This window comes from Venatoribacter cucullus (assembly GCF_016132445.1).
In the GTDB taxonomy this organism is placed as follows: Bacteria; Pseudomonadota; Gammaproteobacteria; order Pseudomonadales; family Oceanobacteraceae; genus Venatoribacter; species Venatoribacter cucullus.
This window is the reverse complement of sequence record NZ_CP046056.1, coordinates 587436-601280: the sequence shown is the minus strand read 5'-3', so window position 1 is coordinate 601280 and position 13845 is coordinate 587436. Positions and strand designations below refer to the sequence as shown.

Annotated in this window: 11 protein-coding genes; 2 read left to right on the top strand and 9 right to left on the bottom strand. The window is 57.6% G+C overall.

Annotation, left to right across the window (positions count from 1 at the left end; genetic code table 11):
* Nucleotides 1-19: 19 nt before the first annotated feature.
* From aceF to GJQ55_RS02965, 9 genes are all read right to left on the bottom strand, one after another.
* Nucleotides 20-1342, bottom strand: a complete 1323-nt coding sequence (gene aceF, locus GJQ55_RS03005; RefSeq protein WP_228346035.1) for a dihydrolipoyllysine-residue acetyltransferase — start codon at nucleotides 1340-1342, stop codon at nucleotides 20-22.
* Nucleotides 1343-1352: 10 nt separating this feature from the next.
* Nucleotides 1353-4061, bottom strand: a complete 2709-nt coding sequence (gene aceE / locus GJQ55_RS03000; RefSeq protein ID WP_228346034.1) for a pyruvate dehydrogenase (acetyl-transferring), homodimeric type — start codon at nucleotides 4059-4061, stop codon at nucleotides 1353-1355.
* 220 nt (nucleotides 4062-4281) lie between these two features.
* Nucleotides 4282-5766 (bottom strand): FMN-binding glutamate synthase family protein, encoded by a 1485-nt coding sequence (locus GJQ55_RS02995; RefSeq protein WP_228346033.1) that lies wholly within the window; start codon nucleotides 5764-5766, stop codon nucleotides 4282-4284.
* A gap of 96 nt (nucleotides 5767-5862) precedes the next feature.
* A complete protein-coding gene (gene modC, locus GJQ55_RS02990) occupies nucleotides 5863-6930 on the bottom strand; it encodes a molybdenum ABC transporter ATP-binding protein (protein WP_228346032.1) in 1068 nt (355 codons plus the stop codon).
* The gene (gene modB, locus GJQ55_RS02985; RefSeq protein WP_228346744.1) at nucleotides 6927-7619 is read right to left on the bottom strand and encodes a molybdate ABC transporter permease subunit; all 693 of its coding nucleotides are present in this window, start codon (nucleotides 7617-7619) and stop codon (nucleotides 6927-6929) included. Before modB ends, modC begins: the two co-directional genes overlap by 4 nt.
* Before the next feature lie 21 nt (nucleotides 7620-7640).
* Nucleotides 7641-8381 carry a molybdate ABC transporter substrate-binding protein gene (gene modA, locus GJQ55_RS02980; protein WP_228346031.1) on the bottom strand — a complete coding sequence of 247 codons (741 nt, stop codon included), beginning with the start codon at nucleotides 8379-8381 and terminating at the stop codon, nucleotides 7641-7643.
* A gap of 114 nt (nucleotides 8382-8495) precedes the next feature.
* A complete protein-coding gene (locus GJQ55_RS02975) occupies nucleotides 8496-8825 on the bottom strand; it encodes a hypothetical protein (RefSeq protein ID WP_228346030.1) in 330 nt (109 codons plus the stop codon).
* A 180-nt stretch (nucleotides 8826-9005) separates the two neighbouring features.
* Nucleotides 9006-9911, bottom strand: coding sequence for a TIGR01777 family oxidoreductase (locus GJQ55_RS02970; RefSeq protein WP_228346029.1), 906 nt, complete (start codon nucleotides 9909-9911; stop codon nucleotides 9006-9008).
* Between the two features lie 45 nt (nucleotides 9912-9956).
* Nucleotides 9957-11726: an acyl-CoA dehydrogenase C-terminal domain-containing protein gene (locus tag GJQ55_RS02965; RefSeq protein WP_228346028.1), complete on the bottom strand. Its 1770-nt coding sequence runs from the start codon at nucleotides 11724-11726 to the stop codon at nucleotides 9957-9959.
* Between the two features lie 160 nt (nucleotides 11727-11886).
* On the opposite strand from GJQ55_RS02965, the gene GJQ55_RS02960 reads away from it, so the two are divergent.
* Both GJQ55_RS02960 and GJQ55_RS02955 read left to right on the top strand, forming a co-directional pair.
* Nucleotides 11887-12867: an NAD(P)/FAD-dependent oxidoreductase gene (locus tag GJQ55_RS02960; RefSeq protein WP_228346027.1), complete on the top strand. Its 981-nt coding sequence runs from the start codon at nucleotides 11887-11889 to the stop codon at nucleotides 12865-12867.
* A gap of 34 nt (nucleotides 12868-12901) precedes the next feature.
* Nucleotides 12902-13300, top strand: a complete 399-nt coding sequence (locus GJQ55_RS02955; RefSeq protein WP_228346026.1) for a sirohydrochlorin chelatase — start codon at nucleotides 12902-12904, stop codon at nucleotides 13298-13300.
* The last annotated feature ends 545 nt before the right edge of the window (nucleotides 13301-13845 follow it).

Below are 13845 nucleotides of genomic sequence, written 5' to 3'. Positions count from 1 at the left end.
GCAGGGCTTTCACCCCGGGCTACATTATAATTTCCCGCAGATCCTGCAGGCAGGCCACCAACCGCTGGCTGAAGCGCGCCGCTTCAGCGCCATCGATCACCCGGTGATCGTAAGACAGCGACAACGGCAACATCAGCCTCGGTACAAAACTCTGGCCATCCCACACAGGCTGCATCGTGGCCTTCGACAGGCCCAGAATAGCCACTTCCGGTGGATTTACGATGGGGGTAAAAGCGGTACCACCGATTCCCCCCAGGCTGGACAGGCTGCAACACCCGCCCTGCATCTGAGCTAAGGGTAGCTTACCTTCCCGCGCCAGTACCGCTTTTTCCTGCAACTCCTGTGTAATTTCTGTAACCGTCTTCTTATCCACATCGCGCAATACCGGTACCAACAGGCCTTTCGGTGTATCCACCGCCACACCGATGTGTACATAGTCTTTCAGAATCAGCTCTTCACCGTTGCGATTGAGCGATGCGTTGAAGGTAGGAAATTCACGCAGACAATGCGCCAGTGCCTTCAGCACAAAAGGCACCAGTGAGAACTTAATCCCCTGTTTCGCATAGCGCGCATTCTGCTGCACCCGGTAGGCTTCCAGGTCGGTAATATCGGCCTGATCAAACTGGGTGACCTGTGGCACGTTGAGGTTAGCAATGGTCATAGCGCGGGCGGTAGCCCGTTTAACATTGTTCAGCGGTTGCGTATGAACCGGTCCGAACTGGCTGAAATCAACTTCCGGCACGGCCGGCACGCCGGAACCACCGCTGGCAGCGCCACTCTGCATACGCTGTTTTACAAAGGCATGGACATCTTCTTTCTGAATCCGTCCGCGGTTACCGCTGCCCTTAATCTGCGCCAGATCAGCCCCCAGCTCGCGCGCCAGTTTGCGCACCGCCGGGCCGGCGTGAACGCTGTCATCGCTGCTCGCGCTGGCCATGTCTGCAGCCGCCGGAGCGGATGCTGACGACACAGGTTGTGCAGTGGCGGGGGCAGCCGGGGTTGTCACCGGCGTTGTTTCTGCTGCGGTTTTTCCGGCCGGCGCAGCCGCCGGCTTTTCTTCTGCCGGTTTTTCTTCTGCCGGTTTTTCTTCTGCCGGTTTTGCGGCCGCTGCACTGGCATCCAGCTCGGCAAAGGCATCGCCGGTGCTGACTTTATCGCCAACCTTCACCAGCAGTTTGGTAATCACCCCGGCCTGTTCAGCCGGGATTTCCATGGTCGCTTTATCGGTTTCCAGTACCAGTACGCCCTGATCGGCGCTGACCTGTTCACCGGCCTGCACCATCAGTTCAATCACCTCGACCTGGCTGGACCCACCCAGATCCGGAATTTTCAATGTTGTCATGGGCAGCTCCTCAGCTATACAGCGGATCGGGTTTGGCGGCATCGATGTTCAGTTCGGTGCGCCATTGTTGCAGTTGTTGCGGGGTCAGCTGACCGGCTTTGGCCAGCTCCACCCCCGCCGCCCAGGCAACGTGTTGCCAATCCACTTCAAAGAAGCGCCGCAGACTTTCGCGGGTATCGCTGCGGCCGAAGCCGTCGGTACCCAGGGTTTTGTAACGCCGGCCGGCCGGAATAAAGGGGCGGATCTGTTCCGCAAAAGCCTTCATATGGTCGGTGGCGGCAATGATCGGGCCCTGAGAATCCTGCAGCTGCCGGGTCACATAAGGCAGCGGCTGTTGCTCACCGGCGGTGAGGTAATCGGTACGCTCACAGGCCAGACCATCGCGGCGCAGCTCGTTGAACGATGTAACACTCCAGACATCAGCGGCGACGCCCTGTTGTTCCAGCCAAGCGGCGGCCTGCTCGACCTGCCGCAGAATGGAACCACTGCCCAGCAGCTGCACCGGAGCGGCTTTTTTCGCTTTGACGGTGGATTTCTTCAGCCGGTAAATACCGCGCCGGATGCCTTCTTCCACGCCTTCCGGCATAGCCGGGTGCGGGTAGTTTTCGTTCAGACTGGTGATGTAGTAGAAGACTTTTTCTTTCTTCTCGTACATGCGCTTCAGACCGTCCTGAACAATCACTGCCATTTCGTAGGCATAGGTCGGGTCATAGCTGACGCAGTTGGGGATGGTAGAGGCCAGAATATGGCTGTGGCCATCCTGATGCTGCAGGCCTTCACCGTTCAGAGTGGTACGGCCGGAGGTGGCGCCAATCAGGAAACCCTGACACTGCATATCACCAGCAGCCCAGGCTAAATCGCCAACCCGCTGGAAACCGAACATGGAGTAATAAATGTAGAACGGAATCATCGCCAGGCCGTTGGTGCTGTAAGAACTCGCAGCAGCCATCCAGGCGGCAAAGGCACCGGCTTCGTTAATGCCTTCTTCGAGAATTCGGCCTTTTTTATCTTCGCGGTACACCAGCAACTGGCCCTGATCGACCGGTTCGTACTGCTGCCCTTCCGAAGAATAAATGCCGATTTGTTTGAACAGGCCTTCCATACCAAAGGTACGGGCTTCGTCCGGCACAATGGGTACCACACGGTCGCCCATAATTTTGTCTTTCAGCAGTTGCGACATAATGCGCACAAAGGCCATGGTGGTGGAAATTTCCCGCTCCCCGGTGCCTTCCAGCTGGGTTTTAAAGAAATCCAGTTCTGGTGCGGTTAAGGCACCCCACTGCTCATTACGCTGCGGTAAATAACCACCCAGTTTTTCCCGCTGCTTGCGCATATAGGTGAGTTCCGGGCTGTCTTTCGACGGCCGGTAGAACGGCAGATGCGGTAAGTCTTCGTCGCGCACCGGAATATCGAAGTGGTCGCGGAATTTTCGCACGCTGTCCAGATCCAGTTTTTTCACCTGGTGGGCCTGGTTCTGGCCTTCGGCCTCGGCACCCATGCCATAGCCTTTGATGGTATGCGCCAGAATAACGGTGGGCTGACCTTTGTGATTCATCGCTGCGTGGTAAGCCGCATACACCTTGTACGGATCGTGGCCACCGCGGTTCAGACGGAAAATATCCTCATCGCTCAGGTCTTTAATCAGCTCTTTCAGCTCGGGATACACTTCAAAAAAGTGTTCACGGGTGTATTTACCGCCCTTGGCTTTGTAATTCTGATAATCGCCATCCACGGTTTCATCCATACGCCGCTGCAGCATACCGCTGCGGTCTTTGGCGAGCAGCGGGTCCCAATGCCGGCCCCACACCACTTTAATAACGTTCCAGCCGGCACCGCGGAACTGGCCTTCCAGCTCCTGAATAATTTTGCTGTTACCACGCACCGGACCATCCAGGCGCTGCAGGTTACAGTTCACCACAAAGATCAGGTTTTCCAGTTTTTCGCGGCCAGCCAGACCAATGGCGCCCAGAGATTCCGGCTCATCACATTCACCATCACCGAGGAAAGCCCACACCTTGCGGCCTTTACGCGGCACCAGCCCGCGAGCCGATAAATAGCGCATAAAATGCGCCTGATAAATGGCCTGCAGCGGGCCAAGGCCCATAGAAACGGTGGGGAACTGCCAGTAATCCGGCATTAATTTTGGGTGCGGGTAAGACGATAATCCCGGCGCCAGCGCTTCACGGCGGAAACGTTCCAAATCGGCTTCTTCAAAGCGGCCTTCCAGGAAAGAACGGGCGTAAATACCCGGGGAAATATGGCCCTGATAATAAATCAGATCACCAAGCGGGGACTCTTCCCGGTTAGCATCCGGAGCGCGGAAAAAATGGTTAAAACCCACGTCGTACAGAGTGGCGCTGGAGGCAAAACTGGAAATATGGCCACCCAGATCACCGGCGCCGTCTTTATTGGCGCGCAGCACCATCACCAGCGCATTCCAGCGGATTAACGAGCGGATGCGGCGTTCCATAAACAGGTCGCCCGGCATCGGCGCTTCGTTTTCCGGGGAAATGGTATTGCGATAGGGCGTGTTGAGCGCATAGGGCAGCGGCAAGCCATCACGGGTGGCGCGTTCAGCAATGCGTTCAATCAGAAAATGGGCGCGCTCAATACCTTCGGCGCGGATAACAGAGTGAATGGCATCCAGCCATTCTTTGGTTTCCTGCGGGTCCGGGTCCTGTGCAAAACCGGCACCCTGAGAATGCGTTTTTTCTTCCATTGCAGAGCTTCCTGATTCCTGTGTGTTTGAGGATGAGTATAGCCAAGGTCGCTCTGAATAAATCCGTGCCGGCAATAATCCTGACCGATCTATTCAGAACCACCTTATCCTATGAATACATCAAAACGGGCCACAATGACTACGGCCCGGATACTATTCACAGTAATTATTCTCATAATTCAGGAAATGCATATAAGACTTTCTACCGATTACTCCGGCGTCAGCCATAGCGTTGCGACAACAACGGCGCCTCCCCATCCGGCTGCACGATACGGGCATGCTGGCGCCCCAGCTTGCGTGGCTCATGCACACCACAGGAATGCGCAATCACCCCCACTTCCTGCACCATGGTCTGAACAAAATTAGCCACCCGTTGGGCTTTGTCGGCCTCCACCAGCCCACGTTGCAGCTGTGGATTGTGGGTGGTGATGCCGGTCGGACAGGTGTTCTTATTGCACTGCAGCGCCTGAATACAGCCCAGCGCAAACATAAAGCCCCGCGCCGTCACCGCCATATCGGCGCCAGCACACAAAGCCCAGGCCACCCGGTCCGGGGTAATCAGTTTGCCGGAAGCAATGACACGAATGCGCGGACGCAGGCTGTATTCGTCCAGCACATCTACCAGCATCGGCAACGCCAGCGTCAGCGGCAGGCCCATATAGTCCATTAACGCCTGCGGCGCCGCTCCGGTACCGCCCTCAGCGCCATCGAGGGTAATAAAATCGGGGGCACTTTCCGGCCCCCGGGCCTGAATGGCCCGACATAAGTCCTGAATCCACTCCACCCCGCCCAGTACAGTTTTAAAGCCCGTTGGCTTACCCGTAACCGCGCGCACCCTGGCCACCATATCCAGCAAATCCTCTACCGAGCGAATTTCCGGGTGGCCATTGGGGCTGATGGAGTCTTCTCCGACCGGAATCATACGAATAGCAGCGATATCCGGCGTCACCTTACCGCCAGGCAAAATACCGCCCTTACCCGGCTTGGCGCCCTGGCTGAGTTTAATTTCAATCATGCGCACCTGCTCATGGCCGGCGATTTCGTGCAGGCGCTGTTCATCCAGCTCGCCGAATTCATTGCGCACGCCGTACTTCGCCGTACCAATCTGCAGCACCAGGTCACAGCCGCCTTCCAGATGATAAGGCGACAAACCACCTTCGCCGGTATTCATCCAGCAGCCGGCCATGGCCGCGCCTTTCGACAACGCCTGTACCGCCGGCTTTGACAGCGCGCCATAGCTCATGCCGGAAATATTAATTAACGCCGACGTGGTGTAAGGGGAACGGCAGTATTCGCCGAAGGTGACGGGCTGGGGTGGCACTGCGTCCTGCTCCAGCGCCGGAAAAGGGCTGTTCACAAACAAAATGGTGCCGGGAATATCCAGCCGGCGGGTAGAGCCAAAGGCGATGGTGGTGTTCAGTTTTTTTGCCGCCCGGTACACCCAGGTGCGCTCAGCGCGGTTGAAGGGCATTTCTTCGCGGTCCATGGCAAAAAAATACTGGCGGAAAAATTCGCCCAGATGTTCCAGCGAATAGCGAAAGCGCCCCAGCACCGGAAAATTTCGCCGCACGGTATGGCGGGTTTGCCGCACATCCACCCGGTACGCCACCACTACCCACAGCAGCAACCCCAGAAACACCAGCGCCAGTAACCCCAGCACAATATTGATGCCGTAAGCGGCAATCACAAACACCTGATCAACCATAACCACTCTCTGTCTGAAAAAAGAATGCACAGAGAGTAAACGAGCTGGAATACAGCAGCCAGAGCTGTGGCCGGAATAAGACCGTGCCGATGGTTTTTACTGACTCAGCGCAACGGACTTCACCTGTGCCCATACATCCATGCCCGGCTGCAATTGCAGTTGGGCTGCTGAACGATGGGTGAGTTGCGCCAGTAATATCTGCCCACCGTTCAGCTGTAACTGCACCCGACAGGCGCTGCCGGTATCGGTGAGTAACTGAATGCGGGCCGGCACAATATTGAGAATGCTGCTGTCGGTCGCACGGCTGAGACTGATACTGACGTCGCGGGCCAATACGCGCAGGCGACAGTGGTCACCCTGCGTAACCCCGGTGGCCGGCAACCAAAAGGCAACGCCCTCGGCGACCTGCAGTTTTGCCAGTCCATCCGCCGCGACGTCCACTACCTGTCCATTCAGCACGCTGCTGGTGTCATCGCCCAGATTCAGTACCGGCAGCACCTCCGCCAAACTCCCCTGTGCCTGCAAACGGCCGTTATCCAGAACCAGCAGCTGATCGGCCAGCGCAATGACTTCATCCAGAGCATGACTGACGTACAACAGACAGCCCTGATACACCTCCCGGATACGGCGCAAGTAAGGCAAAACCTCCTGTTTACGCCGCGTATCCAGTGCCGACAATGGCTCGTCCAGCATCAGCAAAGGTGGGTTAATGATCAGGGCTCGCGCCAATGCCACCCGCTGTCGCTCGCCACCCGACAGCGCCTGTACCGACCGCTTCAGTAACGGCAATACGTCCAGCAAGGCTAAGACGTCATGGCATTGCTGGGCATTCATGGGCGTTAAGCCGCGCCGTGCTGCCCGCTTCAGACCGTAATCCAGATTGCCCTGCACGGTCAGATGGGAGAGCAGACCAGCATCCTGAAACACCATGGCCAGCGGCCGGCGCTCCGGTGGCACGAAGGTGCGCTGATCACTCCACATCTGGTCGCCAAACTGCACGGTTCCCATGTGATTCAGGCCGGCAATGCTGCGTAATAAGGTGCTTTTGCCACACCCGGACGGTCCGAAAACAGCCGTCACCCCCGTCGCCGGTAAGCGGGTTTGCAGCTGCAGGTGAAAATCGCCTAAATGACCATCGAGCTGAATCTGTAAGTACTGACTCATCGCCGCCCCACCGAGAAATTAAGCCGGCTATGACGGTTCAGGCTGTACATCAGCAACAACACCACAAAAGAAAAGGTCAGCATCAGCAGCGATAACCGGTGCGCACTGGCGTAATCCAGCGCCTCCACATGGTTGTATATCTGCACCGCAATCAGGCGGGTTTCGCCGGGAATATTGCCGCCCATCATAAGCACCACCCCGAACTCGCCGATGGTATGCGCAAAGCCCAATACCGCAGCGGTTAAGATGCCCGGCTTAGCCTGCGGCAACACCACGGTAAAAAAGCGGTCCAGTGGCCCGGCGCCGAGTGTGGCAGCGGCTTCCAGTGGGCGCTCGCCCATGGCCTCGATGGCGTTCTGAATGGGTTGCACCACAAAGGGCAGCGAATACAGCAGCGAAGCCACTACCAGGCCGGAAAAGGTAAAGGGTAATAAGCCAATGCCCAGCGCCTGAGTAACCGCACCCAGTGGCCCATTGGGCCCCATGGCAAGTAATAAATAAAAACCAAGGACGGTCGGTGGCAGCACCAGCGGCAATGCCACCAGCGCCGACACCGGGCCACGAAAAACAGAACGCGTGCGCGCCAGCCACCAGGCCAGCGGCGTACCGAGCAGCAACAATAACAGCGTGACCAATGCCGCCAGCCTCAGCGTTAAGCCAATGGCCTGCCAGTCATCGGCACTCAGCAACCAATCCAAATGAGCGTTCCTTTATTCAATGCCATAACCAAAGCGCTGCATAATGGCTTGCGCTTGCGGCTGCTGCAAATACCGCAGAAAAGCCTGCGCCGCCGGATTCTGTGCGCCTTTTTTCAGCAAGACCGCATCCTGATGAATCGGCTGATACAATGCCTGTGGTACTACCCAGCCACTGCCGCGCACGATCTGGCCGTTTTCCATCACCTGCGACAAGGCCACCAACCCCAGCGGCGCATTACCAGTGGCGACAAATTGCCAGGTCTGGGAAATATTCTCACCCATCACCCATTGGCGGCGTGTAGATTCCAGCAAGTTCAAAGAACTGAGCGTTTGCTGAGCGGCCACGCCGTAAGGCGCCAGACGCGGGTCGGCCAGCGCCAGCCTGGCTGAATAGTTTTGCGTTAATTGCTGATAGGGTTCGACACCGTCCTGCACCGTCCACAACACCAGTTTGCCCATGGCGTAAGTAAAACGACTGGCAGCAACGGCCTGCCCCTGTGCGACCAATAATTCAGGCTTGGCCTGGTCAGCCGATAAGAAAATCTCAAAAGGAGCGCCCTGTACAATCTGGGCGGTCAGTTTGCCGGAAGCGCCAAAGGCCAGCCGTACCCGCTGCCCTGTCTGTTGCTCAAAAGCGGCAGCAATGGCCTGCGCCGGCGCGGTAAAATTAGACGCCACCGCCACCAGCACATCGGCACGTACGGGTAACGCCAGCAGTAACAACAAAGACAGATTAATAAGAGGAAATTTCATGCACAGGCTCCGGATCAGGGCCGGACAATAGCATGAAAGAACAGACAGAATCAGCGCCACTGAAGGCGCTGGAAATATCCCATCGGGGTTAAATTGCCGGGTTGGATTTGAGAATCAGGCCGTGGGAGTAATGTTGCGTACCGTACGGGCCGTGAAGTAAGCAAAACCGCCTTCAACATCGCCCACTTCCACCCGCACCGGAGACAACGGCGAACTTTTCAGCGAGGCAATATAAACCCCGTGACTGGCGACCAGGTTTTTATCCACATCGCAGAATTGCGGCTGAGTAAAGGCAAAGGTTTTGCGCTCACAACCCCGTTCCAGCGTCATAATCAGCTGGGCATCGGCCAGCTCGCTGGCGCGGCTGTAATTAACGTAGCTGACTTCATAGCCCTGATCGAACTCGTAAAGGTATTGGTCAAGGGTCTGGCGACTGGTGCTCATGAATAGGCAAACCTGTGTGCAAATGGCCTGAATAGGGATAGGTGTAGACCGGGAATAAGACGAGCGCAACAAGCAATAACAGAATGCTACACATAAGGCAGCATTGTCATTTTTCAGTCAGAAATGCCAACGACTGAAGCCCCTGAAAAATCGGCACAGTAGCAACTCTGCGTCAAAAAATCAGCGGCTGAACAGCTGCTGTAACGCCGGCGCCAATTGCGGATAGGCAAACTCAAACCCCTGCTCCTGCAACTGTAACGGCAGCACCCGCTGTCCCTTTAGCAACAAATCACTCATTTCACCGAACAACAGCTTAGCGGCAAAGGCGGGCAACGGTGCCAGCGCCGGACGACGCAGCGTTTGTGCCAGCGTATGAGTAAAGTCACGATTGCTAGCCGGATGCGGAGCCGTCATGTTGACCGGCCCGGTTATATCGGACTGCAGCAGAAAATCGACTGCGTTACAGTAGTCATCGGCATGAATCCAGGACAAAACCTGTTCACCATCACCGATTACCCCACCCAGCCCCAGTGAAAACGGCAGGCGCAGGCGCTTGAGCATACCGCCCTGTTGGCCCAGCACCACACCGGTGCGCAAGACAAGCAAGCGCTCACTTAAGGCCGCCAGCGGTTGCGCAGCGTCTTCCCAGTCGGCACACAAACGCGCGGCAAAATCCTGTCCGGCACTGTCCTGTTCGTGCAGCGGGTAAGCATCCAGTCCGGCAAAACTGCCGTAGTAACCGATGGCGGAACCGCTGAGCACAGCGCGGAAGCGCTGGCCGGTACGGCTGGCCCAGGCAACCAGATTGTGAGTCAGATCAATACGACTGTGGCGCAAGGCTTGTTTGCGGGCAGCACTCCAGCGGCGGTCGGCAATGCCCTCACCGGCCAGATTAACCACCACATCAAACCGGCCTGACAGCTCATCAAAACTGCTGACCGCCTGCACCCGCCCCAGCCAACGTTGCGCCACCCAGGCCGACCGGCGTGACAGCACGGTAATGCGATGGCCAGCGGCCAGCCAGCGATCAACCAGCATCTGGCCAATGAACCCGGTTCCTCCGGTAATCAGGATCGCATCACTCATACCATCACTCCTGCCGCCGGCTGGCGACGCTTTTGGTTAAACGGCTCAGAACTGGCTGACGCTAAGCTGCATCAGGCTGTCTTTACCCGCTTCAATGTCTGTCAGCAGACCATTTACCTGCGGCAGAATTTTTTCCATGTAGAACTGCGCGGTTTTCACCTTGGCATCATAGTACTCCGTTTCGCTGGTACCGGCCGCCAGCTGCTGCTGAGCGATCTGCGCCATACGGCTCCAGAAGTAAGCCACGGTGGTGAGGGCAAACAAACGCAGGTAAGGCGTTGCTGCCGCACCGGCCTGCTCACGATCGGCCATGCCGTTCTGCATCAGCCACAGGGTCGCTTTCTGCAGTTTAGCCAGCGCATCTTTTACATGCGCAGCAAAAGGCGCATCGGCGTTGTCCTTCAGGTAGCTTTCCAGCATGCCGAAGAAGCGTTTCACCGAACGGCCACCGTTCAGACCCATTTTCCGTCCCACCAGATCCAGCGCCTGAATGCCGTTGGTGCCTTCATAAATACGGGTGATGCGGGCATCACGGACGTACTGCTCCAGCGGCCAGTCCTGAGTAAAACCAGAACCGCCCATCAGCTGCAGACCGTCATTGGCGCAGAAAAAACCTTCGTCAGTGAGGAAGGCTTTCACCACCGGCGTCAGCAGCTGCACCATATCGTCCGCCCGCTCACGGGTGTCAGCATCTTCCGCTTTATGGGCAATATCCAGATTCAGCGCTGCAAAGTACGCCATGGCGCGCGCCCCTTCGATGGTGGCTTTCTGGCGCAGCAGCATACGGCGGACATCCGGGTGCACGATAATCGGGTCAGCCGGTTTATCCGGCGCCTGCGGGCCATTCAGCGAACGGCTCTGCAGACGCTCTTTGGCAAAGCCCAGCGATACCTGATAAGCAATTTCGCCCAAACCAAGCCCCTGGGTTCCCACCATCAGACGGGCACTGTTCATCATTACGAACATGGCCTGCAGACCTTTGTGCGGCTCACCAATTAACGTGCCCTTGGCGCCTTCAAAGTTCATCACACAGGTGGCGGAACCTTTGATACCCATTTTGTGTTCCAGACCACCACAGAAGGCGGTGTTACGGCTACCGTCCGGCAGCACTTTCGGCACCAGAAACAGGGAAATACCTTTGGAACCACCCGGCGCGTCCGGCAGTTTGGCCAGCACCAGATGCACAATGTTATCTACCAGATCGTGTTCACCACCGGTGATCCAGATTTTGGTGCCGGTAATGGCATAAGTACCATCCGCCTGCGGTTCCGCCTTGGTGCGGATCAGCGCCAGGTCAGTACCACACTGCGGCTCAGTCAGACACATGGTACCGGTCCATTCACCGCTGATCAGTTTCGGCAGGTAGTAGTTTTTCTGCTCATCGGTACCGTAGCTGGTCAGCGCATTGACGGCGCCATGGGTCAGACCCGGATACATGCCCAGCGACAGGTTGGCCGAGCACATCATTTCTTCGGCCAGAGTATTCAGCGTGTGCGGCAGGCCCTGACCACCGTATTCCACCGGCGCCGACAGCGCTGTCCAGCCAGCTTCAGCAAACTGCTGATAGGCTTCTTTAAAACCGGTCGGGGTTTTTACGGTTTTGGCCACCGGATCATACACACAGCCTTCACGGTCGCCGGGTACGTTGGTGGGGGCAATCACGTTCTGGGCCAGTTTGGCGCCCTCGGTGAGCATGGCATCCATAATCTCACGGGTGGCGTCTTCAAAGCCGGGCAGAGAAGGCAGAATTTCATCACCTTTCAGCAGTTCGTACAGAACGAATTGCATTTCGCGCAGCGGTGCCTGATAGCTCATGGAAAGTTCCTCGGTTAAATAAGCCGCGCAGCGGCTGGTTGTACACAACAACAAACAGGCAAGTCTGACTTGCCGTTATCTATACAATACTTATACATCACAACAATTTTATGTACAATGGCGAAAGTTGTACAACTTTTTTCAGGCAGAGAATTTTTTTATGGCGGAGATTGCGATCATCGGCGCCGGCATGGCCGGGCTGAGTGCCCTGCACGTGCTAGCAGCTGCGGGACACCAGATCACGTTATTCGATAAGAGTCGCGGCTCAGGTGGCCGCATGGCCACCAAGAAAGTCGGCGATGCCAGCTGGGATATGGGGGCACAGTTTATGCGTGCTCACAGCCCTGAATTTGCGGGTCAACTGCAGACCTGGCAACAAAGGGGCTGGATTGCCCGCTGGCAAGCTGAGCCGCACGAATGGCGGCAAGGTCAGCTGCGGCCTACCGGAGACAATATCGAACGTTTTGTGGGAATGCCGCGCATGACCGGCCTCAGCCGCCAACTACTGAGCAGCGCCCACCCGTTTATCGACAGCACCCGTATTATCAGCGCCGCCAACCAGGCCGATGGCTGGCATCTGCGCAGCGACGACGAACGCGACTTCGGCCCGTTCGCCGGGCTGATTATTAACACCCCGCCGCAACAGGCCGCCCCGCTGCTGGCTTCAAGCCCCGGCCTGCAGCAACAGTGCGAACAGGTGGATATGCTGCCCTGCTGGACATTACTGCTGACCCTGCCGCAGCGGCTGAACCTGCCGGATATGGTCTTTGTAAAAGAAGGGCCACTGGGCTTTATCGCCCGCAACAACAGCAAACCCGGCCGCGACGCCGGCGAAGCCTGGGTGATTCAGGCCGGCCACGACTGGAGCCGCCAGCATGCTGACAGCCCGCGCGAACAGGTGCAGCAACAGCTGCTGGAAGCCTTTACCGACCTCAGTGGTGCCGACCTGCGCGTGGCCGCCAACCTGTGGCTGCACCGCTGGCTCTACGCAATTCCGGCCAAAGCTCTTACACTGGGCGCCTTAACCGACCTGCAGCATAATCTGGCCGTCTGTGGTGACTGGTGCCACAGCCCCAGCCTGGAAGGTGCGTGGCTGAGTGGCCGGCGCGCCGCCACCAGCCTGCTGACCACCCTGAACTAATACTCTTAACCACTTTGACGCCATGGGATCTGCTATGACCAACCTTACCCGCGCCTCGGTGCTCCTCGCCCACGGCAGCAGTGACCCACACTGGCTGGAACCCTTCGGCCAGCTGCTGCAGCAAATCCGCAGCGGACTGCAGGAAAACCATGCCCGGGTGGAACTGGCCTATATGGAACTGGCCGAACCGGAACTGTGCCAGCAGATCCGCTGGCTGGTGCAGGAAGGCTACCGCCATATCGACGTGTTGCCGTTGTTTTTTGCCGCTGGCCGGCATTTACGCAAAGGCGTACCGGCCATGCTGGAAGCCCTGCAGGCGGAGTTACTGGCTGCCGGCCTGGTGGTGAGCATCGAGTTGCACAGCCCGGTCGGGCTGGAGCCGGAGGTGGCGGCAGCCATCCGCCAGGTGGTGGTCAGGCAGCTCAGCCGCTGACGGCTTTTTGCGGCTTACAGCCGCTGTTTAAGCTGCCACTGCGTGTCAGCTGATGCGGGGCTCCGCCCCTGCTCCCCGGATGTGGGGATCTTATCCCCACGCCCCTGCTTTTGCGCTGTATAGCACGTGCTTCCTCATTCACCGTCATTGCCGACGGCCACGGATCGTAAGGCGCGTCGTGCGCCACGATCCTCGCCCGGTCCATCCGGGCGGGCCTGTCAATGCCGGTTCATTTCGGCGTGCTATAGGCGCGATTCAAACCGCAGCGGCTTCGCCGGCAATATTGAATATGGCGCGCTGTGCGCGCAAAACCAAAAGCCAACATCCGGCCGCAGGCCGCTAAAACACTTTCAGGTTGCTGCGGTTGTTTCGGCCCATTCGTTCCAGCCCGAAGTTTGGCAAAGCCAATAGCATCGTTTGGATGACTCCAAACGAGTGGCCAGGGGCATGGATGCCCCTTGGCCGCGTATGCTCAATTGGGTTTGGTAAACGAGGAACCAGCTGGGACGCGGGCCAGAGGGGTTCGCAAGGGGATACCTCCCCTT